Consider the following 23,303-nt stretch of genomic DNA (forward strand, 5'->3'; position numbering starts at 1 on the left):
CGACATCGAGGAGTGAGCGAGCATGAGCGAGGGACCGCACGTGATCGTGGTGGGAGCGGGCAATGCCGGGTATTGCGCGGCGCTCGCCGCGCGCGAGCAGGGTGCCCGGGTGACGGTGCTCGAGCGTGCCCCGTACGCCGAGCGTGGGGGCAACACCGCGTTCACCGCCGGCGCGATGCGCGTCGTCTACGAGAACGAGGAGCACCTGCTGGAGCTGTTGCCCGACCTGTCGGAGGAGCAGCGCGCCAAGACGGACTTCGGGACCTACACCACGAGCGACTTCTTCGACGACATGGCGCGGGTCACCGAGTTCCGTTGCGACCCCGAGCTCGCGGAGGCACTGGTCACCAAGAGCCACCCGACGCTTGCGTGGATGACCGGCAAGGGTGTCCGCTTCGTGCCGATCTATGGCCGTCAGGCTTTCGAGATCGACGGGAAGTTCCGCTTCTGGGGCGGGCTCACCATCGAGGCCAGCGGAGGCGGTCCCGGGCTGATCGAGGCGCTCGAGCAGCAGGCGGCCCGCGAGGGCGTCGAGGTCCGCTACGAGACCCGCGCGACCGAACTGCTCGCGGATGAGCGCGGCGTGCACGGTGTGCGGGTGCGGCACGGGGAGACGACCGAGGCGCTCGAGGGACGCGTGGTGCTCGCCTCCGGGGGGTTCCAGGCCAACAGCGAGTGGCGGACGCGGTGCCTGGGCCCCGGGTGGGACCTCGCGAAGGTCCGGGGGACGCGGTTCGACACCGGCGACGGCATCCGCATGGCGCTGGACATCGGTGCCAGCCCGTACGGGAACTGGTCGGGTGCCCACGCGGTGGGGTGGGACCTGAACGCGCCGGAGTTCGGCGACCTCAAGGTCGGGGACCACTTCCAGAAGCACAGCTACCCGTGGGGCGTGATGGTGAACGCGAACGGGCGGCGGTTCGTCGACGAGGGCGCGGACTTCCGCAACTACACCTACGCCAAGTACGGGCAGGAGATCCTGCGCCAGCCCCACCAGATGGCGTGGCAGGTGTTCGATCAGCAGGTCGCGCACCTGCTGCGTGATGAGTACCGCATCCGCGAGGTCACGCGCGCGAAGGCCGACACCCTGGAGGGCCTGGTCGAGCAGATGGACGGCGTGGACCCCCAAGGGTTCCTCGACGAGGTGGCCCGCTACAACGAAGCCGTGCGCACCGACATCGGCTTCGATCCGACGCGCCGGGACGGGCGCCGCACCGAGGGCCTCGAGGTCGACAAGACCAACTGGGCCAACACCCTGACCGAGCCGCCGTTCGAAGCGTTCGGCACGACCTGCGGGATCACCTTCACGTTCGGGGGGCTGCGGGTGGACAGCGACCGCGCCGCGGTGATCGACGACGACGGGCACCCCATCTCCGGGCTGTACGCGTGCGGGGAGCTCGTCGGCGGCCTGTTCTACTTCAACTATCCCGGCGGCACGGGGCTGACCAGCGGGTCGGTGTTCGGGAAGATAGCCGGCGAACACGCCGCCCAGTAGGCCGCACGAGCCCGCCTCAGCAGGGCACCGGCTCGTGGCGTCCCGAGTCGGTGGGGCAGCTGTTGGGTCGGGTCTCCCGCTCGATGGAGACACCGTTCGTGGTTCCGCCCGGCGCGGTGTCGGATCCCGCAGGGGGCTCTCCGTCCGTCCCGGAGTCCTCGCCGTCCCTCCCGGAGCCCTCTCCGTCCGTCCCGGAGTCCTCGGGATCCTCGGAGGAATCGGACGGGGCCGCCTCCGTCTGGACGGCGTCGGCGCCGCCCTCGGTCGGGGAGTCCGCTCCCGTCTCGCCGGGAGCGCACGCCGCGAGCAACAGCGTGAGGGCGGCCGCGAACGCGATGCCGGCGTGGCCCCGGGGTACTCGGCGCGCGGATGTGGTCGTTTCCATGACGGTCTCCTCGCTCGTGGCTGACGGCCTTTCGGGCCGCTGCTCGCGAAGCTAGGAATGAGGAGGCGGCCGCCGCCTGAGGCAACATCCCTAGATCGACCTCGGTTCCGCTTAGACCGACCGCGAGGGCGGTGACCGGTCCTGGCGGGCGCCGCGCGCGCGAGGACCCCGGCACGCGCGGCACACTGTTGCCATGGCCACCCGCACGACGGCACTCGTCGGCCGTGACGAGGAGTTCGCGCGGCTCGACGCGGCCTTCGATCGCGCCACACGACACGCGCCGACCACGGTGTTGCTCGGTGGCGAGGCGGGAGTGGGCAAGACCCGGCTGGTCGAGACGTTCGCCGAGCGCGCGCAGGGGCGGGGCGCGCGCGTCCTCTCGGGCAGGTGCCTGGAGTTGAGCGAGGGCGGCATGCCCTACGCGGCCGTGGTCGAGATGCTCCGCCAGTTGGAGGGCGAGGCCGGGATCCCGAGGCTGCACCAGCTCGCGGGTGACGAGGCCGGTGAACTCGCCCGCGTGTCGCCCGCGCTGCGCCCGACCGAGGAACCCCGCACGCCGGAGCTGCCGCTGGACCCGTCATCGCAGGTCCGCCTGTTCGAGTCCCTCCTGCGTCTGGTGCAGCGGCTGGCAGCCGAGCGGCCGCTGGTGCTCGTCATGGAGGACCTGCACTGGGCCGACACCTCGACGCGAGACCTGCTGGGGTTCCTGGCGCACAGCCTCCGGGACGTCGGCGCCATGCTCGTGGTGACCTACCGCACCGACGAGCTGCACCGGGACCATCCGCTCCGTCCGGTGCTGGCGCGCATCCAGCGCACCGACGGCGCGGAGCGCGTGGATCTCGGGACCCTCGACCGAGTCGCGCTCGGCCGCCTGCTCGAGGCGGTCACCGGCAAGGCCCCGGGTCCCGAGCTGCTGCAACGCGTGCACGAGCGGTCGGGTGGCAACCCCTTCCTCGCCGAGGAGCTGGGGGCGGCGGGCATCGACGCCGATGCGGAGCTCCCGGACTCCCTGCGCGAGCTCCTCCTCGTGTCGGTGGAGGCGCTGCCGGACGCGGCGGCACCGGTCGTTCGCGCCGTGGCCGCCACGAAGGGGCGGGTCCATCACGAGCTACTGGGGCGCGTGACGGGGCTCGAGGGGGAGGACCTGGACGCCGCGGTGCGCGCTGCCGTCGACCGAGCCGTGCTCGTCACCGACCCGCGGTCCGGGGCGTACGCCTTCCGTCACCGCCTGCTGGCCGAAGCGGTGTACTCGACGCTGCTGCCCGGCGAGCGGGAGCGGCTGCACACCCAGCTGGCGACCCACATCGAGGCCGAGCCCGGGCTGGCGACGCAGTCGGCGGCCGCCGAGCTCGCGCATCACTGGCACGCCGCGAACGACCAGTCACGCTCGCTGACCGCGTCGCTGGAGGCCGCCCGTGAAGCCGAGGCGGTCGCGGGGGTGGCCGAGGCACGGCAGCACGTCGAGCGGGCCCTCGAGCTCTGGCCGCAGGTCCCCGCCGTCGAGCAGCGCGCGGGCATCGACCATGCGGCGCTCTCGCGCTGGGCCGCGGAGCTCTCGTACCTCGCCGGCGAGGCCCGTCGCGCGGTCGCCCTCCAGGAGCAGGCCCTCGAGGAGGCGGACCCGGAGCCCACCCAGCGGGCGTTGATGCTCGAACGACTCGGCCGCTACCGGTGGCTCGCGGGTGACAGCGACGCTGCGGTCGCGGACTACGGTGCGGCCCTGGAGCAGCTGCCGGCGGAGGCGTCGGCACGCGACCGCGCCCGCATCCTGGCCGGCAACAGCCAGATCCTCATGCTGCGCCGGCAGACACAGGAGTCCGTGGCCTACGCGGAGCAGGCCCTGGCCCTCGCCGAGCGGGTCGGCGCGCGCGACATCGAGGCCAACGTCCTCATTACCCTGGGGACCAGCCTGGCGCAGCAGGGCGGCGAGCACGGCCTGAAGCTCCTGGGGGAGGGCCGGGCGATCGCGCTGGAGCTCGGCTCGCTGGACGAACACGCGCGTTCGTACCTCAACGAGGCGAACGCGCTGGCGCACCTCGCGCGGTTCGAGGAGGCGATCGCCGCCGCCACGCAGGGCTTGGAGCGCGCGCACGAGTCGGGTCAGCACCGGGGCTTCGGGGCCGCGCTCGCCTGCAACGTCGCACGGCCGGCGATGCTCATCGGGCGCTGGCAGCTGGCCGACGAGGTGCTGACCGCCGCCCCGCGCGACACCGGTGGGGTGGGCGCCGGTTGGGCCCACGGGACCCGCGCGCAGCTGCGGGCCGCGCGTGGCGACCTCGGCGCGGCCCGCGACGAGCTGGCGGCCGCGCGGGAGGCCGGCGCGGACCGCAACGAGCTGTCGAACGCCGTGTACCAACGGGCGCACGCGTGGGTCGCCCTGTCGGCCGGTGACATCGACGAGGTGGTCGACATGGTGCGGCATTGCCCACCGATCGAGGACGACCCCGACGAGCACACGCTCGAGTTGCTCGCCTTCCTGCTGCGTGCATCGGGGGACCCACGGGTGCGCCGGCGGCTCGAGCCCGACCTGCCGGACTCGATCTTGGCCGCCTGCCGGGAGCTCGCGGCGCGCCTTCCGAGCGTCCGCCGTGCGGTGCCGGTGTGGCTGGCGCTCGCCGAGGCCGAGTACGCGCGCGTGGTCGGAGCCCCCGACGAGGTCGACCGATGGGGCGCTGCCGTCGCGCGCTGCGACGAGCTCGGACTCGTCTACCACGGGGCGTACGCGCGCTACCGCCAGGCACAGGCCGTGCTCGACGCCGAACGACGTGCCGGGGTCCGCGACCTGCTCGCGTCGGCAGTGGCGACCGCACGCGACCTGGGCGCCGAGCCGCTCCGGGAGGACATCGCTGACCTCGCCCGGCGGGCGCGCGTCGAGCTCGACGCCGCGGCGCCGGGCCCCGACGCGGAACTCGGTCTCACCGGGCGGGAGACCGAGGTGCTGCGCCTGGTCGCCGACGGCCGCACCAACGCCCAGATCGCGTCCCGTCTCTACATCAGCGAGAAGACCGCGAGCGTCCACGTCTCCAACATGCTCCGAAAGCTAGGGGTCGCCAACCGCGGCGAGGCCGCCGCGCTCGCGCACCGCCTCGGCCTGACGACCTGACGCGCCGCTCACCGCGGCGCACGAAGGGCCCGCTCGAGGGCCTCGATCCGTCCTCCGGGTTCGCCGAGTGCCCGAACGGCCTCCCACGCGGCCGCGCCGCCGTCGGCGAGCGCCGACCGCCGCCCGAGATCCTCGAACTTGCGCCGCAGTGTCTCCGGTGACAGCGGCGACCGCGGGGCACCGGGCGGATCGGCGACCTCCTCCCGTACGCTCGACCCGTCGTGGCGGATCACCTCCACCCGCGTCGGGAATCCGCGGTCGTGGCCGCCGTCGAGTGCCGGATCGTCGAGCACTCGGACGCGGTGCTCGAGGAAGGCGTGCAGTTCCGCGTCGTGGACGATCTCGTCCGCGAAGCTGGCGATCGACAGCTCGCCGTGCGTGAGGATGCACGCGACGACGAACGGTACGGAGTGGTCCGCGGTCTCACGGGTTCGGGGATGCAGCTTGTCGGGGCCAGCGTGGAGCGACCGGGTTTCGGGGCCGACGTGGATGTCGACCCGCGCGATGTCGCGAGCGGCGACGCCGCGCTCGACGAGCCGGAGTGCGGCGTGCGCCGGTGCTTGGATCGTCGATCCGCAGGGATAGGGCTTGACCTGCGAGTTCGGCAGGCGTTCGGGCGTGGTCGGTGGCAGGCGGAGCACCGGTGCCTCCCCCACGCCGGCGGGGATCCCCAGCGCCAGCGGGAAGAGGCCCGCCGTGCCGACGAACGGCTGACCCGGACCCTCGACCCCGGCGGCGGCCAGCCGAGCCGACTCGAGGGCGTGGCGGCAGGCGTCGGCGGCCGCGAAGGCCTTCCACATCGAGATGCGGCCCGTGCGCGTCTGGCGCAGTGCCACGTGGCTCGTGACCGCGATCGCGACCGCGTGCGTCGCCTGCGCGGTCGACGGTCCGATCGCGCGGGCGCAGCCGGCGACGGCGCCGAGCATGGTGACGTTCACGTGGTCGAAGCCCCGCGGTGTCGGCGCGATGGCGTCCGCGGCAGTCATGGCCACCTCGTAGGCGGTCGCGATCCCGTCGAGCGCCGTCGTGGCCGGTGCGTCCCCCAGCCGCGCCGCGGCGAGCACGGCGGGGATCACGTCGCTCGGATGGATCGGCTCGATGCCGTGGTAGGCGTCGTTGGCGTCCAGGTACCGCACCAGGGCGGCGTTCGCCAGCGCGGCGGTGGCGGGATCGGCTGCCGCGTACGGCGTGCCCCAGACCGGATGATCGCCCCCGTGGTCGGCGAACCGGTGCACCGACCGCGGCGCGGGGTCCTCGGCGCCCGCCCCCAGCGCGCAGCCGACCGCGTCGGCCACGCGGTCGACGGTCGCCCGCGTGAGCGCCGCCGGCATGGGCTCCGGTGGCCGGGTGGCGTAGGCCGCGATGGCTGCGGACCACGGGTCGGCGTGGTCGCCGTCGGCCGGATCGGAGGGTGGCTGCGGGCTCGGGGACATGGGCTCCTCGATCATCGTGCGGTGGTCGCGTCGAGCCGGCCCGGTACGAACGCCTACGCTGCCGGACGACCAGCGGCGAGGGGGTGAACGGGTGGCGATGACACGAGTCGGGCTGATCGGGTACGGCGCGATCGGCGCGATCGTGCACGCGGTGCTGCGCGCCGGCGAGGTGCCCGGCACGGAAGCGGCGGGGATCCTGACACGTTCCGGGGACAGCCCGCAGGCGCTCGACTCCGTCGAGGCGCTGGCCGAGGCCAGCGACCTGGTCGTGGAGGCGGCCGGTCACGACGCGCTGCGTGCACACGGTCCCGCCGTCGTCGCGAGCGGGGTCGACCTCCTCGTGGTCAGCGTCGGGGCGCTCACCGACGACGCGCTGCACGATCGGCTGCGCGGGGCCGGTCAGGGGCGGCTCCTGCTCTCGGCGGGCGCGCTGGGCGGCCTCGACCTGCTGGGCGCGGCGCGGCTCGCGGGGCCGTTCGAGCGCGTCGCGCTGCGAACGACGAAGCCGCCCGCCGTGCTCGCACGGCCGTGGATGGACGAACGCGTGCGGGCACGGCTCGAGCGTGGCGACGAGCGGGTGGTCGTCTTCGGTGGGCCCGCCCGGGAGGCCGCTCGGGCCTTCCCCGAGTCGGTCAACGTGGCGGCGACCCTCGCTCTTGCCACCGTGGGTCTCGACGCCCTGGAGGTCGAGGTGGTGGCCGACCCGGACGCGGATCTGGTCGAGCATCTCGTGACGGTCGAGGCCGCGGCGGGCGCCTACGAGTTCCGGATCCGCAACCGGCCCTCGCCCGAGAACCCGCGCACGAGTGCCGTGACCGCCTACAGCGTCCTGCGGGCCCTGCAGGCGCGACACGCCCCCGAGGTCGTGGGCGCGTGACCCGAGGACGCCGGCGCCGCTCGTGCTGTCAGGCCGGGGCGGGGCGCTCGAGCCGTGCCCGCACGCGCCCGTCGGGGAGTTGGGCGTCGCGTTCGGCGGGCTCCTCGCGCAGTTCGCGCAGCTCGAAGTGCATCCCGTCCGGCGTGCGCCAGTGCCCACCCCACGCGAAGCCCCAGCGCGTGAACGTGTCCACGACCCGCTGGTCCATCTCCGGCTCACGCCCGTAGGGGTTGTCCTCGACGTTGAGGTCGATGGCAAGCCCCCACGCGTGCAGCGAGAGCGCCCGGTCGGGCTCGTGGAGGATGTGCCGCGGCACCCAGCACCCCCCGTACTGGTCGGGATCGATGAGGTGGCCGAGCCCGCGCTCCTCGAGTTCGCCCAGCGCGCCCTCGAGCGGGGGCACGAGCTTGCGGTGGCAGCGCACCGGCGCGTCGAGCAGCGGCACCTCCGCGGTCACGACGTGCTCGTCGACCCACTCGGGGTCCGGCTCGATCCGCCCACCGGCGTCGGCCTCGAACGGCAAGGGATCGAAGGCGCCGGCCACCCCTCCTTCGAGCCGGGCGACCGCTTCCTCGCCCTCGTCCAGCGCCTCGTTCTCGCCGACCCCGTCCTCCGCGGCGCCCTCGTGGACGGAACGAAGCCGCTCGCCGCCACCGTGACCCTGGCCGGACAGCTCCGACAGCTCCCCGTCCGTTCGTGGGGTCGCGTCCCGCGAAGCACCCGGTACGGCCTCGAGAAGGGCGCTGGCCAGGACGACAACGCCGGCGACGGCGCACAGCAGGGCGACCACGCGCAGCACGCGCTGGCGCCCCGTGCGGACAGCCGGCTCGACCCGCCCGGGCCGGTCGAGCCGGTCGGGCGCCGTTGGGGAGGTGGGCATCGGAGGCCGTTCGCTCCGGTGGGCGGAGGATCGCGGTCACGCCGACCGAGGGGCGGTCGGCGACGGGGCAACCGTAGCGCGGTGGCGCTAGGCCTTGAGCGCGGGCGTGCTGCAGTGGCGCACGAGTTGGCGGATCTCCTGCCGGGAGCAAGGGGCGCTCCACAGGAAGCCCTGCCCGAGTTGGCAGCCGGCGCGTTCCAGCTGCTCCAACTGCCCAACCGTCTCGATGCCCTCGGCGACCGCGGGGACCTCGAGCGACTCGATCAGTTCGAGGATGCCGAACGTGAGCCGCGCGTCGGCGTCGGGCCGGGCGAGCTCGTCGATGAAGTGCTTGTCGATCTTGACCAGGTCGAAGCGGAAGCGTCCCAGGTAGGCGAGGGAGCAGTAGCCGGTCCCGAAGTCGTCGATCGCGAGTTTCACGCCGACCCGGCGCAAGCCCTCGAGCGTCTCGTGCACGGCGGGATCGTAGTCGAGGAAGACGCTCTCGGTGAGCTCCAGGGTGAGCCGTGCGGCGGGCAACCCGCTGTGCTCCAGGGCCGCCGTGACGGCGGAGATCAGGGTGGGGTCGGCCAGCTGGACCGCGGACACGTTGACGGTCGCGAACAGGTCGGCCTCGGTCTCGGCCCGCAACCCCGCGACATCCCGGCACGCTCGCGCGAGGACGAAGTTGCCGAGTTCGGTGATGAGGCCCGACTCCTCGGCCAAGGGGATGAACTCTGAGGGCGGGATGGTCCCGAGCCGGGGATGCGACCACCGTGCCAGTGCCTCGACCCCCCAGACCGCGTTCGTGTCGATGGCATGGAGGGGTTGCAGCGCCACCGTGACCTCACCGAGATCGAGGCTGGTGCGCAGGTCCGCCTTGAGTTGGAGCCGGCGCAACGCCTGCGCGTGCATCGCGGGTTCGAAGATCTGCAGGCCGCCCTTGCCGCTGTGCTTGGCCTGGTACATCGCGGCATCCGCGTCGCGCAGCAGCTCCACCGCAGAGTGCCGAGGGCTCGAGACCGCCATGCCCATGCTGACCTTCGGTTCGAGGCGTTGGGTGGCGATCGTCACGGGTCGGCTGACCGAGTCGAGGATGCGGGTGGCGGCCTGGAGGAGCTCCTCGACGGATTCGGCGTGGGGGATGAGCAGGGCGAACTCGTCGCCGCCGAGACGCGCGGCCGTGTCGCCGACGCGGATCTCCTCCCGGAGTCGCCGGGCGAGCGTCTGCAACAGCTCGTCGCCGCGCGTGTGGCCGAGGCTGTCGTTGACCGTCTTGAAGTCGTCGAGGTCGCAGAGGAGCACCGCCACGAACCCGTCGTCCCCCGAGCGCAGCCGATTCAGCGCGGTCGTGGTCCGCTCCAGGAGCAGGGAGCGGTTCGGCAGGCCGGTGAGTTCGTCGTGGAAGGCCTGATGGGTGAGCTGCTCCTCGAGGTCCCGGCGCTGGGTGGCGTCGCGGATGGTGACGACCACCCCGCCGATCGCGGGGTGGTCGCGCTGATCGCTCAGGTCGGCCTCGAAGTACCGCCAGCGTCCGTCGGCGTGGCGCATCCGGCCCTCGATGGTGACCGACGTCTCCGGGGAGGCCGAGCGCACCCGATCGAGCGCGTGCTTGGCGTGGGTCCGGTCGTCGGGATGGATCGCCTGAATGCCCAGCGCCTCCGGCTCGTCGGGGTCGTAGCCCCAGACGCGCTGCACCGACGGGCTCACGTAGGTCGGCCGGAACGACTCGTCGACGACCATGATCGTGTCGTCGGCGTTCTCGACGAGCGCGCGGAAGCGGTCCTCGTTCTCCCGGCGCAGGTAGGTCGCGAGCGTGGTGAGCAGGCCCCACATGCGCAGGACGACCAGCGTGAACAGGGCGATCGCGCCGAACGCGATGACCAACAGCTCCGTCGAGACCCCGCCTTCGAGGCGCACGACGAGCGTCGCCGGGGCAGCCGAGGAGGCGACCCACAGGGCCACCAGGCGCGGGCGGGTCAACTGCATCCGCGCGGGCTGTCCGCGTTCCGCGACCCGCCGGACCGACGGGTGCAACACCGCGGCGCCGAACAGACCGAACGCCACGAGGCGCACGGCTTCGGGGAAGCTTCCGGCGCCCGCGGTGCCCTCGAGCAGCAGCACCGCGTTCGACAGCTCCGCGATGAAGAGCGCGCCCAGTCCGGCGGTCAAGTACCAGTACGAGGGTCCGCGGGTGCCGACGCCGAACATGAGCCGCACCACGACCGCCAGGAGCGCGAGCGCGAGCAGCGGGTAGGAGGTGGCGACCACCCGCTCTACGGGGCCGAGGGTGGTGTCGGCCCAGGCGTGCTGGGCGACGAACACCCAGACGATGATCGCCACGCCGGTGGTGACGATCGCGGCGTCGAGCAGGCTGCCCCGGTCGACCGCCGGCGAGCGGTGTCGGATCAGGGAGACGGTCGCAGCCACCGCGGCCCCGTACGACGCGAGGTAGACGGCGTTGAGCGGGGCGGGGTCGAGGCTGGCGTGCTCGAACGCGAGCCAGAGGAGGTTGGCCGCGACGACCAGGCCCAGGGCGGCGCAGAGCAGCCACCACGGCCCGGCGTGAGCCGGTCGGTGGCGACGGACGCCGAGGACCGCGGCCCCGAGCGCGCTGAGGGCGACGACGTTGTAGAGGGCGCTGTGCACGGCAGGCTCGGACGCTGCCACGAAGGCGCCGACGACGAGGCCGGCGGCCAGGGCGTGGCCGTGTGCCCACCGGGCGGTGCGCATGGGGACGGCGCCTTTCGAACAGCAGAGTCCGGACGCCGTCCACGTCGGCCGCAGGCGCGTCCGATCAACCGGTGGACCGCGCGTCGCCCGGTGGACCGCGCACCGTCCGGTGGACCGCGCGCTGCCCGATGGCCTGAGGCGGGGCGGCAGGTGCGTCTCGTGGCGGTGACGGCCTACTGCCGCACGTCGTAGCCCTGATCCTCGATGGTGCCGATGAGGCCGGCCCGGTCGATGGTCTCGGGGTCGAAGTCCACGGTCACGCTGCGGGCGTCGACGTCGACCTCGGCGCGCAGGACCCCGTCGAGGGGCTGCAGGGCGCCCTCGATGGAACTCTTGCAGTGGCCGCAGTGGATCTCCGGGACGGTGATCTGCTCGGTGATCATCGTGTCCTCCAAGTGGTGTTCGGGCTCGAGGAACGGGCCAACGGGCGGGTTCGGCTCGCCAGTGTAACGCTACCCCCCTACCCTATATCCGTCCCGCGGGTGGCACCCCCGAACCCCGCGTCCGATGGAACGAATAGCGAGGGCCCCTTTACGATCCGTCGTCATGGAATCCTCATCGAGTCTCGCAGGCAGCGGCAACGTTCCCGGTGACGGTCGGGTTCCGGGAGCGGGTGCGGCGCCGCGTCGCGAGGACGCGCGCTTCATCACCGGTCGGGCTCGTTACGTCGAGAACCTCGACGTCCCCGGCGCCGGGTGGGCGCAGTTCGTGCGGTCGCCCGTCGCCCATGCGCGGCTCGGGGAGATCGACACGGCGGAGGCCGCTGCCATGCCGGGCGTGCTCGCGGTCCACCACGCAGGTGACCTCGACCTGCCCGACCTACCGGCGCCCGACGGCCTGACCACGCTCGATCGCCCGGTACTGGCCCGCGACGTGGTCCGGTTCGTCGGCGAGGCGGTGGCCATCGTGGTCGCGGAGAGCCGCGCTGCCGCCGAGGACGCCGCCGAGCTCGTGATGGTCGACTACGAACCGCTGGAGTCGGTGACCGATCCCGAGGACGCGCTGGCCGAGGACGCGCCGGTGTTGTTCCCGGGGCACGGCACCAACCTCGTCGTTGAACGCGACGACGGCGATGAGGACCCGCTCGCCGACGCCGAGCTCGTCGTCGAGGGGCGCTTCGAGAACCAGCGTGTCGCCGCCGTGCCGCTGGAGCCGAATGCCGCGCTCGTGGTGCCCGAGGGCGACGGGCTGACCGCCTGGGTGTCGACGCAGGTGCCGTTCCGTATCCGCGACCAACTCGCCGACGCGGTCGGTCTCGACCGCGAGAAAGTCGCGGTGGTCGCACCGGACGTCGGCGGCGGTTTCGGGGCGAAGCTGCTCTGCTACCCGGAGTACGTCGCGGTCGCGGCCGTCGCTCGCCGGCTGGGGCGTCCGGTGCGCTGGGTGGAGGGTCGGTCCGAGTCGATGTCGGCGATGGCCCACGGACGAGGGCACATCCAGCACGTCCGCGTCGGCGCGCGCCGCGACGGGACCCTGACCGGGTTCGCGATCGACGTGGTCACCGACGCGGGGGCGTACCCCACGCTGTCGGGCCTGCGCATGCCCGGTCGGAGCTACCTCATGGCCTGCGGCCCGTACCGCGTGCCGCGCGTCGGCTTCCGAGCGCGAACCGTCGCGACGACGACCACGCCGATCGCGGCCTACCGCGGGGCGGGCCGGCCGGAGGCCACGGCGCTCGTCGAGCGCGCCGTCGACCTCGTCGCGGCCGAGCTCGGCCTCGACCCCGCCGAGGTGCGCCGCCGCAACCTCCTCCCCCCCGAGGCCTTCCCCCACGAGACGGCCACCGGTGCCACGTACGACGGCGGCGACTATCCCGGGGTGCTCGAGCAGGCGCTTCACCGGGTCGACTACGAGGCGCTGCGGCGCGAGCAGGCCGAGCGCCGCGCTGCGGGCGACCGTGCGCTGCTCGGCATCGGGCTGTCCACCTACGTCGAGGTGACCGGCTCGGTGGGGGACGAGTTCGCCGACGTCGAGGTCACCCCCGACGAGATCGTCGTGCGGATCGGCGTCTCCCCCCACGGACAGGGGCACGAGACGGCGTTCGCGCAGGTCGTCAGCGGGCTGTTCGGTGTCTCCCCCGGCGACGTGCGGGTCGTGCACTCCGACACCCGTGAGGTGGGCTCCGGCAAGGGGACGATGGGGTCGCGGTCGCTGCAGATCGGCGGCTCGGCGGCGGTGCAGTCGGCGCGTTCGGTCGTCGCGCGGGCCCGGCGCCTCGTCGCCCACCTGCGCGAGGCCTCGGTGGACGACGTCGAGCTCGACGGCACCGGCGGATTGTGGGTGCGCGGCTCGCCGGAGACGCGCATCGGGTGGTTCGAGCTCGCGGAACTGGCGGCGGACCCCGACCGGTTGCCGGCGGGGACCGAGCCGGGGCTGCGCGCTGCGGAGACGTTCACCCAGGAGCGCCCCACGTACCCGTCGGGGACCCACGTCGCGGTCGTCGAGGTGGACGCCGACACCGGATTCGTGTCGTTGCGGCAGTTCCTGGCCGCCGACGACGCCGGACGGGTGCTCAACCCGCTGCTCGCGGAAGGGCAACGCCACGGTGGCCTCGCCCAGGGCATCGCCCAGGCGCTGTTCGAGGAGCTGCCGTACGACGAGGACGGAAACCCCTTGGCCGCGAACCTCATCAACTACCTGGTGCCCGGCGCCCCCGACCTGCCGGACTTCGACCTGCTGACCCCCGAGACCCCCACCGACCTCAACCCGCTCGGCGCCCGGGGGGTGGGGGAGGCCACGACGATCGGCTCGCCCCCGGCGGTGCAGAACGCCGCCGTCGACGCGCTCGCCCACCTCGGCGTGCGCCACGTCGACCTCCCCCTCACCCCGCAGCGGGTCTGGCGGGCCCTGCGCGAGGCCACGACGGCCTAGCTACGCGGTGGCGTGCGCCGGCCCGTGACGGGAGCGGACGAGCAGGCTCTGACTGCCGGCGCCCACGACCCCCTGCCGGTCGGCGATCGTCGTGCGGGCCAGCCCGATCCCTCCGGGGCCGACCGTCGTGCGGGCGTCGATCGCGACCCACTCGCCACGGGGCGCGCGGTGCAGCGCGACGGTGAGGTCGGGGTTGACGTACGTGTGGGTGGCGAAGTCGACCGCCCCGCTGATCCCGTTGCCGCAGTCGCCGGCGACGAGCGCGCGTTGCAGCGGCGAGGGCTCCTCGTCGGCGATCACCGGCACGCGCAACCGGAACCACGCGGTGGCGGGTCCGCTCGCGACCCACTCGCCGCGGGTGAATCGCACGTCGACGGCGTCGACGAACCCCGTGCCCGCCATGGGGTAGAAGGGCTGCTCCGCGCCCTCCTCGGGCGGTGGCGGAGGCGGGTCCTCGACGGTCGGCGCGTCCCCGTCCTCGGTGCGCAGCACCCACGCGTGGGCGCGGGCGACCTCGGCCGGGCCGTCCCCCTCGGACGCCTCGACGCGGGCGAGCGCCCACGCCGCCCGCCGTCCCGGGCGAGGCACCTCGGCCGAGACGGTCAGCGCCCCGATGGGCACCGGCCGCAGGAGCTCGACGGCGATCCGCGCCACGAGCCCGTCCACCTCGGTGGTCGCTCGCTCGATCGCGCCGCCGAGCAGCGCGGCGACCGGCCCGCCGTGCTGGGCCTCGCCCCACGGGCCCCGCGTCAGCTCGGTGGCTCGCACCCGCCGCGCCGCACCGGCGGCCGTCCGGTCGGCCTCCGCCGTGGCGGCTCGCGCCGGCTCCGGGTCGCTCGGTCGCCCCCACGGGCCGTCGGGTTCGTAGAACGCGGTCACAGCGCGCTGGCGTGGGCCGTGTCGGCGAGCCGGTAGTCGGTCAGCCGCTCGGCCACTGGGCGCCCGGCGGCGGCCCCGATCGCCCGTAGCTGCTCGGGCGTCTGCTCCGTCCCGTGGTCGGCGCCGGCCATGCGGCTGATGGTCTCCTCCATGAGCGTGCCCCCGAGGTCGTTGCAGCCGGCTCGCAGGAGCTCGGCCGCGGCGTCGGTGCCGAGCTTCACCCACGAGAGCTGCACGTTGTCGATGGCGCCTTGCAGCACCAGCCGCGCGACCGCGTGCACCCGCAGGCTCTCCAGCCAGGTGGGACCGGGACGGGCGAGCCCGGCGAGGTAGATCGGCGCCTGCTGGTGGACGAACGGCAGCGGGACGAACTCGGTGAACCCCGCGGGACGGTCGGCGCCCTCGAGCTGCAGCCGCCGGAGCAGGTGCAGGTGGGCGGCCCAGTGCTCGGGCGCGTCGACGTGGCCGAACATCATCGTCGACGTCGACGGGATGCCCAGCTCGTGGGCGGTGGTGACCACCTCGATCCACGCGTCGGCGGGCAGCTTGCCCTTGGTGAGCACCCAGCGGACGTCGTCGTCGAGGATCTCCGCCGCGGTGCCGGGGATCGAGTCGAGGCCGTGCGCCCGCGCCTCGGTGAGCCACTCGCGGATCGAGATCCCCAGGCGGGTGGCCCCGTTGACGACCTCCATCGGGCTGAACGCGTGGATGTGCAGCTCGGGCGTGCGCGCACGGATCGCGTCGAGGATCGTGAAGTACGCGTCACCGCCGAGGTCGGGGTGGATCCCGCCCTGCAGGCACACCTCGGTCGCGCCGCGGGCCTGCGCCTCCTCCGCTCGGTCGGCGACCTGCTCCAGCGACAGCTCGTAGGCGTCGGGGTCGTCACGACGCTGGGCGAACGCGCAGAAGCGGCAGCCCGTGTAGCAGATGTTGGTGAAGTTGATGTTGCGGTTGACGACGTAGGTGACCGTGTCGCCGACCAGCGCCGCGCGGACCGCGTCGGCGGTGCGGGTGAGGGCGGCGAGGTCGTCGCCGCTGGTCTCGAGCAGCACCTGCGCCTCGGCCTCGGTGGGCGGGGTGCCGTCCTCGGCGCGTCGCAGGATCGCGCCCACCTCGGCGCTGGCGGTGCCCCCGTTCCGTGGGGCGGCGCCGGTGCGCGGGCCGACGACTTGGCCATCGTCCTCGCGTAGCCGGGCGGTGGTGGTGCTCGCGGCGATCGCCGCACTGTCGCCGTACACGTCCTCGGCGTCCTGTCGCAGGGTCGCCTCGCCCCGGGCGTGCGCGGTCACCCCCTCGCCGGCGGAGGCGTCGCGCCAACGGGCGTCGTCGCCCGAGCCGCGGCCCAGCGGGTCGTCCATCGGGTCGGGGTCCTGCCACGGCATCGGCTCCGGGCGCGCGCCGGGGCGGGCGAGGCCGTGCTCGTCGGCGAGCGCCTGCACGACCGGGCGCATCCGGCCCGCCAGCCAGGGGTCGGGTCGGCGGACGTACTCGGGGCGGACGGCCAGCCGCTCGACCAGCCGTTTGCCGGTGCCGGTGATCTCCGCCTCCAGCGCGTCGAGCTCGGGCCATGCGTGCTGCGGGTTGACGTGGTCGATCGTGACCGGGGAGACGCCGCCGAGGTCGTCCGCCCCGGCCGCCACGAGGCCGGCGACCTCGCCCGGCGAGAGGTTCGGGGGCGCCTGCACGCTCACCTTGACCGGCAGCAGCAGGCGCGCGACGGCGAGCGCGGCCCGCAGCTCGTCGTGGTCGGGCTCGGGGTGATCGGCCATGTGGGTCCGCGGCTTCGCCCGGAAGTTCTGGACGATCACCTCCTGCAGGTGGCCGTAGCGCTTGGCGGTCGCCGCGAGCGCGAGCAGCGCGTCGGCGCGCTCGTGCTCGTCCTCGCCGATGCCGACGAGGATCCCGCTGGTGAACGGCACGCTCGCCCGCCCCGCGTCCTCGAGCACCTTCAGGCGGACCTCGGGGGTCTTGGTCGTCCGTGCGCCGTAGTGCGCGCCGCCCTGCTCCAGCAACCTCGGGCTGGTCGACTCGAGCATCATCCCCATCGAGCCCGAGACCTGCTTCAGCGTCTGCAGTTCGGTCCACGACAGCACGCCGGGGTTGAGGTGCGGGATCAGCCCGGTCTCCTCGATCACCGCGATCGAGACCGCGCGCAGGTACTCCAGCGTGGTCTCGTAACCCCGCGCGGCGAGCCAGTCGCGGGCGGCGTCGTAGCGCTCCTCCGGCGCGTCGCCGAGGGTGAACAGCGCCTCCTTGCAGCCGGCCTCGCGGCCGCGGGCGGCGATCTCGGTGACCTGCTCGGGGGTGAGGAACGCCGCCTCCCCCTCACGGGGCGGGTGCGCGAACGTGCAGTAGCCGCAGGCGTCACGGCAGAGGTGGGTGAGCGGGACGAACACGTTGCGCGAGTAGGTCACCACCTCCCCGAACGCCTGGTCGCGCACCCGAGCGGCCGTGGCGCAGAGCCGTTCGAGCGCCTCCCCGCGGGCGGTGAGCAGCCAGGCCGCCTCGTCCGCGGACAGGGTCTTGCCGGCATCGGCCCTGGCGAGCGCGCGTCGCAGACCATGGGGCAGATCGGTCATCACAGATCCTCCTCGGGTCGGCCGTGTTCAGGCCGCTGGGGGTCGAGCGGTCGGACCGTCGGCGGTGATCGTGCCACGAGTGCGGCAGGCGCGGGGCAGCGCCGTCCGGCTCGGCGCTCGGCCCGCCGCTCGGGCCCGCTGTCCGGCTCGGCGATCTGACTCGGCGCTCGGGCTCGCCGCCCAGGTTCGGCGTTCGGGTTCGGCGTCGGGTTCGGCGCGAGCTGTCGGCGAGGTGTGGACACGAGCGCTGGCGGAGGCTGCCATCGTGTCCACACCGCCGCCGGCTGCGGCACAGAACCGGCGAGGTGTGGACACGAGCGCCGGTGCGGGCTGATGGTTGCGTCCAGAGCTGGTCGTTGGCGACTGGTGGCGCCGGGCGGTGTGGACAAGACCGGCGGTTAGCTGAGCCGGTCCTGTCCACAGCGCGGACCGCTGTGGCTGCGCGCTACGATCCGTGCTCATGACCGAACGGGACATCGTGGCGTTGGCGGGTGGCGTCGGGGCTGCGCGCTTCCTGCGCGGCTTGGTCCACGTCGTCGAGCCCAGCCGTCTGGTCGTCGTCGGCAACACCGGCGACGACTTGGTGCGCCACGGGCTGCACGTCAGCCCGGACCTCGACACCGTCGTCTACACGCTCGGGGGAGGGATTCATCCCGAACAGGGCTGGGGCCGGGCGGACGAGCGGTTCACGGTCGCCACGGAGCTCGCCGAGCGCTACGGACGCTCCGACTGGTTCACGCTGGGCGATCGCGATCTCGCGACCCACCTCGTGCGCAACGACGTCCTGCGCGCGGGCGGGACCCTCGCGCAGGCCACGGCGGAGATCGCGCGCGCCTGGGGCCTCGAGTTCCGGCTGCTGCCCATGACCGACGACCCGGTCGAGACCCGGATCACGACCACCGACGGGCGCGACCTGCACTTCCAGGAGTGGTGGGTCGGCGAGCGCGCCGCCGGCGAGGTCGCCGACGTGCGTCTCGAGGGGGCGTCGCGCGCACGGCCGGCCCCCGGGGTCCTCGAGGCGATCGGCAGCGCCGACGCGGTCGTGCTGTGCCCCTCGAACCCCGTCGTCTCGCTCGGGACGATCCTCTCGGTGCCGGGGATCTCCGAGGCCCTGCGCGACGCTCCTGTGGTCGGGGTGAGCCCCATCGTCGGCGGGCAAGTGGTGCGGGGCATGGCCGATCGGCTCCTGCCGGCCGTGGGACGGGAGACCTCGGCCTCGGCGGTCGCCGAGATGTACGCCGATCTGCTCGACGCGTGGGTCCTCGACCATGCGGATGCCTTGCTGGCCGAGCGGGTCGAGGCGCTCGGGGTCCGCGTGGCCGTGACCGACACGATCATGCGGGACCGCGACACCACGGCCGCGCTCGCCCGCGTGGCGTTGGACCAACTGGCTGAGGAGCGAGCGTGAGCATCACGATCGAGCCGGTGACCGGCCTGGGTGAGATCCAGCCCGGCGATGACCTCGCGGCGCTCGTCAGCGGCCGCGCCGAGATCGCCGATGGCGACGTCGTCGTGATCGCCCAGAAGGTCGTCAGCAAGGCCGAGGGCGCCCTGGTGCCGCTCGGCGCCGAGGAGCCCGTCGCCGCGGCCCGCCGACGGCTCGCGCGGGAGCAGGCCGCGCGTGTGGTGGTGGACACTCCGGGTGTGCTGGTCGTCGAGACCGCCCACGGCCTCGTTTGCGCGAACGCGGGGATCGACAGCTCGAACGTGCCCGACGGCTGGCTCGCCGTGCTGCCCAAGGACCCGGACGCCAGCGCGCGGGCGTTGCGGGCCGCCTTCCGCGATCAGGGGGTCGATGTCGGCGTGGTCGTGACCGACACGTTCGGGCGGCCCTGGCGCCTCGGCCAGACCGACGTCGCGATCGGGGTCGCCGGCGTTCCGCCCCTGCGCGACGAACGGGGGGAGGTCGACCGCGAGGGTCGGCCGCTCGAGGTCACCGAGACCGCGCTGGCCGACGAGCTCGCGGGCGCGGCCGACCTCGTGCGGACCAAGAGCTCGGGCGTGCCGGTGGTGATCGTCCGCGGCCTCGACTGCGCGCTCTCGGACGAGGGCGAGGGGGCGGAGGCGTTGCGCCGACGCGCCACCGAGGACCTGTTCCCACGGGGACGCGGCATGCTGGCGGCTGCGCTGGCCGCGGAAGAGGGCCCGATTGCGCCGGGGACGGTCGAGGGGCACGGGCCGGTCGCCGAGCCGGGGACGGTCGGGGGGCACGGGTCGGTCGCCGAGCCGGGGGCGGTAATCGGGCCGGAGCAGCCTACCCCGCAGCCGGTCGCCGGGGAGCATCTCGCGATCGTCGGCGAGGTGGCCGCGCGCGCCGGCGCGGAGCTCGTGCCGGTCCGGACGGGGAACGCCGCGGCCGCGCCGACCGTTCGGCAGGTACGTGGGGACCGCGTCGCGGCAGGACTCGTCGTCGCCGCGCTGCTCGACCTCGGCTACGCCGCGCGTTGGCGCGACGTCGACGGCGTGCTCGTGGTCGAGGCCGGGGAGGAGCAGCCGGTCCGATCACCGGGGTGACCGACGTGGCCGTGGCGGCGACCCGCGTGGCAGCCTTGTGCGTGGTGGCCGCGGCGCGGTGGCCGCCGGTCACGACGAGAGGACGGTAGGTGACCGACGAGGACCCGGGCCAATCCAAGCGCGAGCGCCAGAAGCAACGCCTCGCCGAGAAGCGTGCCGAGCAGGAGCGCCGCAAGCAGCAGGACCAGCGCAAGCGCCGGCTCACGATCGGGGCGCTCGCCGTGGTCGTGGTGGCCGCTGTCGCCGGGGGCGTCCTGTTCTGGCAGGCGCAGCGGGCCGACCGCGGGGAGCTGTTGGCCGCGTCGGCCGAGCCCGCGGAGGCGGCGGGATGTCAGCCGGTCGAGGAACCCGAGGACATGGGCGCGGACCACTTCCCCGGCCAGCCCGACGAGGCGCTCGCCGCGCTGGAGCAGGCACCGCCCGAGGAGATCTACGACCACCGTCCGGCCACCTCGGGCACCCACATCGGCCTGGTGGCGGCGACGGGCATCTACGATTCCTATGTCGACGAGCGGCTCCTGCTGCACAACCTGGAGCACGGCTACGTGGTCCTGTGGTACGACCCGGACCTCGACGAGGGCGTCGTCGCGGAGATCGAGGACTGGGCGGACGGTGCGATGGGCGCCGCCAACGACCACCTCATCGTCTCGCCGTACAACGAGGCCCTGCCGGACGGCGGGAACGTGGCGCTCGTCACCTGGGACCATCGCCAGCTGTGCGACGAGTTCTCGCCGGAGGTCGCCGACGCGTTCGTCGGCGAGCACGCCGACAACCTCTACAGCGACCACGGGGCGACCGACGCCCACGACGGCAGCCTGGACAGCGAGCTCGTCCCGGGCGAGGACGAGGTGGTCTTCCCGCCGCACCCCGAGGCCAGCGGCGCGCCCCCCGGGGCGCCCGCCGACGCCGGAGCGACCGACGAGGACGAGGGCTGACCATCGTCATGCGCCCCGCCGGGCCGGTCGAATTCGTCGACACCCTCGAGTCCGTCGGACCCGGGGGAGGCGGACCCGGGGGAGGCGGACCCGGGGGAGGCGGACCCGGGGAGGCGGACCCGGGGAGGCGGGTCCGGAGGAGCGGATCGGCTCGTGGCGGACAGGTAGGCACGGCCCGGTGCCGGGGTAGCATGCGGCCGTTCCCGTCGGAAGGTGCGCGATCGTGTGCGGCATCATCGGTTACACCGGCGACCGTGACGTCCTGCCCGTCCTGCTGGACGGGCTCGCGACCCTCGAGTACCGCGGCTACGACTCGGCCGGGGTGGTCGTCATCACCGGTTCGGCCTCCCCCGAGCTCCGCATGGTCAAACGCGCGGGCAAGCTCGATCAGCTGCAGGGGGTCGTGCGCGAGGACGACCTCCACGGCACCGTCGGGCTCGGGCACACGCGGTGGGCGACCCACGGGCAGCCGACCGACCGCAATGCCCACCCCCACCTCGACCAGGTCGGGGACCTCGCCTTCGTGCACAACGGGATCATCGAGAACTACGCGGAACTGCGCGCCGAGCTCGAAGCTGACGGCGTCTCGTTCCTCTCCGAGACCGACACGGAGGTCGCCACGCAGTTGCTCGCGCGCCTCCGCCGGGACGAGGCCGACCTGGCCGAAGCCGTGCGCGCGCTGATGCGCCGCCTCGAGGGCCAATTCGCGTTCGCCGTGGTCGACCGACGGGAGCCCGACCGGCTCGTCGCGGCCCGCCGTGGCGCACCGCTGGTGCTCGGCCGTGCCGACGGGGCGAACCTGCTGGCCAGCGACGTCGCGGGCCTCATCGCCCACACCCGCGACGTGGAGTCCCTGCTCGACGACCAGGTCGCGGTGCTCACGCCCGACGGGATCGAGGTCACCGACGTCCACGGCGCGCCGTCGAGTGGTCAGCGCTTCACCGTCGACTGGGACATCACGGCGGCCGAGAAGCAGGGCTACCCGCACTTCATGCTCAAGGAGATCCACGAGCAGCCGCAGGCCATCGCCGACACGCTGCTCGCTCGGACCGATCCCGACGGGCGGATCGTCCTCGACGAGCTGCGCTTCGACGGGGCGGATCTGCGCAGTGCCGACAAGGTCTACGTCGTGGCGTGCGGGACCAGCTATCACGCGGGCCTGGTCGCCAAGCACGCGATCGAGCACTGGGCCGGTATCGGCGTGGAGGTCGAGATCGCCAGCGAGTTCCGCTACCGCGATCCCATCCTCACGCCGCACACCATCGTGGTGGCCATCAGCCAGTCGGGGGAGACGACCGACACGATCGCGGCGGCCGCGCACGCACGGGACCAGCGAGCCCGTGTCGTGGCGATCTCCAACGTCGTGGGTTCCACGCTGACGCGTGAGGCGGACGCGGTGCTCTACACGCGGGCGGGACCGGAGATCGCGGTCGCGTCCACGAAGGCGTTCACGACCCAGATCGCGGCGCTCGGGGTGCTCGCGCTCTTCCTCGCTCAGGAGCGGCGCAAGCTGTTCCCCGAGGAGTGCCGGGACCAGCTGGCACGACTCGAACAGCTGCCCGAGCTCATGGAACAGGTGCTCGAGGCCGACGGGCACCTGGCCGAGCTCGCGGAGCGGATCGCCCGTGCGGACTACGTGATGTTCATCGGCCGCCACAACGGGGTGCCGATCGCCCTCGAGGGCGCGCTCAAGCTCAAGGAGATCAGCTACCTGCACGCGGAGGGCTTCCCGGCCGGCGAGATGAAGCACGGCCCGATCGCGCTGATCGACAGCGGCGGCCCGGTGATCGCGATCGCGACCCGCGGGCACGTCCACAGCAAGGTCGTGTCGAACATCCAGGAGGTCAAGGCCCGCGGAGCCGAGGTCACCGCGATCGCGACCGAGGGGGACACCGCCGTCAAGGAGCACGCGGACCACGTCGTCTACGTGCCCGAGGTGCACGAGTTGCTGTATCCGATCCTCACGGTCCTGCCGTTGCAGGCGATCGCGTACCACGCCGCGGTGCTCCTCGGCCGCGACGTCGACCAACCCCGCAACCTCGCGAAGACCGTGACCGTGGAGTAGGGGTCGGCGTCGTGGAGGGAGAGGACCTTCCCGGCGTGGTGGGCGTCGGCGTCGACGCGATCGAGATCGTGCGGGTGCGGCTCGCACTCGCGCGCACCCCCTCGCTGGTCGAGCGCCTGTGGACCGCGGCCGAGGGGGTGCACTGCACCGCACCCGACGGCGATCTGCGGGTCGGGAGCCTCGCGACGCGCTTCGCGGCGAAGGAGGCGGTCGCCAAGGCGCTCGGCTCCGGCTTCCACGGGTTCGGGTTCACCGACGTCGAGGTGGTGGCCAACGCGGACGGCAAACCCGAGGTGGTGCTGCACGCGGGGGCCGCCGCGCGGGCCGAGGAGGAGGGCATCGCGCGGGTGCACCTGTCGCTGTCACGGACCCGCGACCTCGCGCTCGCGCAGGCGGTCGCGGTGGGAGCGCCGCGCTGAGCGAGCACGAACCCCAGGGCGCGGTGGGAGCGCCGTGCTGAGCGAGCACGAACCCCGTCCGGGCGGCCTTCTGGTCGCTGGTGCACGGGACCCCGCCCGGGCCGCCGGAGCGCACCGGGTTGCATCGGCCAGCGAGCCCGCGGGCCTAGGATGGAA

Annotated in this window: 16 protein-coding genes; 9 read left to right on the forward strand and 7 right to left on the reverse strand. The window is 73.7% G+C overall.

Going from position 1 to position 23,303, the window contains the following annotated elements:
* Positions 1 to 22 precede the first annotated feature (22 nt).
* Positions 23 to 1,495 carry an FAD-dependent tricarballylate dehydrogenase TcuA gene (gene tcuA / locus ER308_RS14005; protein WP_131155559.1) on the forward strand — a complete coding sequence of 491 codons (1,473 nt, stop codon included), beginning with the start codon at positions 23 to 25 and terminating at the stop codon, positions 1,493 to 1,495.
* Positions 1,496 to 1,511: 16 nt separating this feature from the next.
* Here tcuA and ER308_RS14010 read toward each other — a convergent pair whose 3' ends face one another.
* Positions 1,512 to 1,880 carry a hypothetical protein gene (locus ER308_RS14010; protein WP_131155560.1) on the reverse strand — a complete coding sequence of 123 codons (369 nt, stop codon included), beginning with the start codon at positions 1,878 to 1,880 and terminating at the stop codon, positions 1,512 to 1,514.
* A 193-nt stretch (positions 1,881 to 2,073) separates the two neighbouring features.
* On the opposite strand from ER308_RS14010, the gene ER308_RS22845 reads away from it, so the two are divergent.
* The gene (locus tag ER308_RS22845; protein ID WP_131155561.1) at positions 2,074 to 4,983 is read left to right on the forward strand and encodes a helix-turn-helix transcriptional regulator; all 2,910 of its coding nucleotides are present in this window, start codon (positions 2,074 to 2,076) and stop codon (positions 4,981 to 4,983) included.
* Positions 4,984 to 4,991: 8 nt separating this feature from the next.
* Here ER308_RS22845 and ER308_RS14020 read toward each other — a convergent pair whose 3' ends face one another.
* On the reverse strand, positions 4,992 to 6,416 hold the full coding sequence (locus ER308_RS14020; RefSeq protein ID WP_205745620.1) for an MmgE/PrpD family protein: 1,425 nt from the start codon (positions 6,414 to 6,416) through the stop codon (positions 4,992 to 4,994).
* A gap of 97 nt (positions 6,417 to 6,513) precedes the next feature.
* On the opposite strand from ER308_RS14020, the gene ER308_RS14025 reads away from it, so the two are divergent.
* A complete protein-coding gene (locus ER308_RS14025; RefSeq protein WP_205745621.1) occupies positions 6,514 to 7,293 on the forward strand; it encodes an aspartate dehydrogenase in 780 nt (259 codons plus the stop codon).
* A gap of 28 nt (positions 7,294 to 7,321) precedes the next feature.
* On the opposite strand, the gene ER308_RS14030 is transcribed toward ER308_RS14025, so the two are convergent.
* The 3 genes from ER308_RS14030 to ER308_RS14040 form a co-directional block, all read right to left on the reverse strand.
* Entirely contained in the window at positions 7,322 to 8,173 is an 852-nt protein-coding gene (locus ER308_RS14030; RefSeq protein WP_131155563.1) for a M15 family metallopeptidase, read from the reverse strand.
* Between the two features lie 87 nt (positions 8,174 to 8,260).
* On the reverse strand, positions 8,261 to 10,885 hold the full coding sequence (locus tag ER308_RS14035) for a putative bifunctional diguanylate cyclase/phosphodiesterase (protein WP_131155564.1): 2,625 nt from the start codon (positions 10,883 to 10,885) through the stop codon (positions 8,261 to 8,263).
* Positions 10,886 to 11,058: 173 nt separating this feature from the next.
* Positions 11,059 to 11,268: a heavy-metal-associated domain-containing protein gene (locus ER308_RS14040; protein ID WP_131155565.1), complete on the reverse strand. Its 210-nt coding sequence runs from the start codon at positions 11,266 to 11,268 to the stop codon at positions 11,059 to 11,061.
* A 163-nt stretch (positions 11,269 to 11,431) separates the two neighbouring features.
* Between ER308_RS14040 and ER308_RS14045 the strand changes: the two genes are divergently transcribed.
* On the forward strand, positions 11,432 to 13,756 hold the full coding sequence (locus ER308_RS14045; protein WP_131155566.1) for a xanthine dehydrogenase family protein molybdopterin-binding subunit: 2,325 nt from the start codon (positions 11,432 to 11,434) through the stop codon (positions 13,754 to 13,756).
* Here the strand turns inward: ER308_RS14045 and ER308_RS14050 are convergent, their stop codons facing one another.
* A complete protein-coding gene (locus ER308_RS14050) occupies positions 13,757 to 14,635 on the reverse strand; it encodes a thioesterase family protein (RefSeq protein ID WP_131155567.1) in 879 nt (292 codons plus the stop codon). It abuts the gene before it with no gap.
* Positions 14,632 to 17,214 (reverse strand): bifunctional FO biosynthesis protein CofGH, encoded by a 2,583-nt coding sequence (locus tag ER308_RS14055; protein ID WP_205745622.1) that lies wholly within the window; start codon positions 17,212 to 17,214, stop codon positions 14,632 to 14,634. The genes ER308_RS14050 and ER308_RS14055 overlap by 4 nt, the downstream gene beginning before the upstream one ends.
* A gap of 460 nt (positions 17,215 to 17,674) precedes the next feature.
* Between ER308_RS14055 and cofD the strand changes: the two genes are divergently transcribed.
* From cofD to acpS, 5 genes are all read left to right on the forward strand, one after another.
* On the forward strand, positions 17,675 to 18,622 hold the full coding sequence (gene cofD, locus ER308_RS14060; protein ID WP_131155568.1) for a 2-phospho-L-lactate transferase: 948 nt from the start codon (positions 17,675 to 17,677) through the stop codon (positions 18,620 to 18,622).
* A complete protein-coding gene (gene cofE / locus ER308_RS14065; RefSeq protein ID WP_131155569.1) occupies positions 18,619 to 19,728 on the forward strand; it encodes a coenzyme F420-0:L-glutamate ligase in 1,110 nt (369 codons plus the stop codon). The genes cofD and cofE overlap by 4 nt, the downstream gene beginning before the upstream one ends.
* Before the next feature lie 89 nt (positions 19,729 to 19,817).
* Positions 19,818 to 20,663: a DUF3105 domain-containing protein gene (locus ER308_RS14070; RefSeq protein ID WP_131155570.1), complete on the forward strand. Its 846-nt coding sequence runs from the start codon at positions 19,818 to 19,820 to the stop codon at positions 20,661 to 20,663.
* A gap of 223 nt (positions 20,664 to 20,886) precedes the next feature.
* Positions 20,887 to 22,728 (forward strand): glutamine--fructose-6-phosphate transaminase (isomerizing), encoded by a 1,842-nt coding sequence (gene glmS / locus ER308_RS14075; RefSeq protein ID WP_131155571.1) that lies wholly within the window; start codon positions 20,887 to 20,889, stop codon positions 22,726 to 22,728.
* Between the two features lie 11 nt (positions 22,729 to 22,739).
* Entirely contained in the window at positions 22,740 to 23,147 is a 408-nt protein-coding gene (gene acpS, locus ER308_RS14080; RefSeq protein ID WP_205745623.1) for a holo-ACP synthase, read from the forward strand.
* The last annotated feature ends 156 nt before the right edge of the window (positions 23,148 to 23,303 follow it).

The organism is Egibacter rhizosphaerae (genome assembly GCF_004322855.1).
In the GTDB taxonomy this organism is placed as follows: domain Bacteria; phylum Actinomycetota; class Nitriliruptoria; order Euzebyales; family Egibacteraceae; genus Egibacter; species Egibacter rhizosphaerae.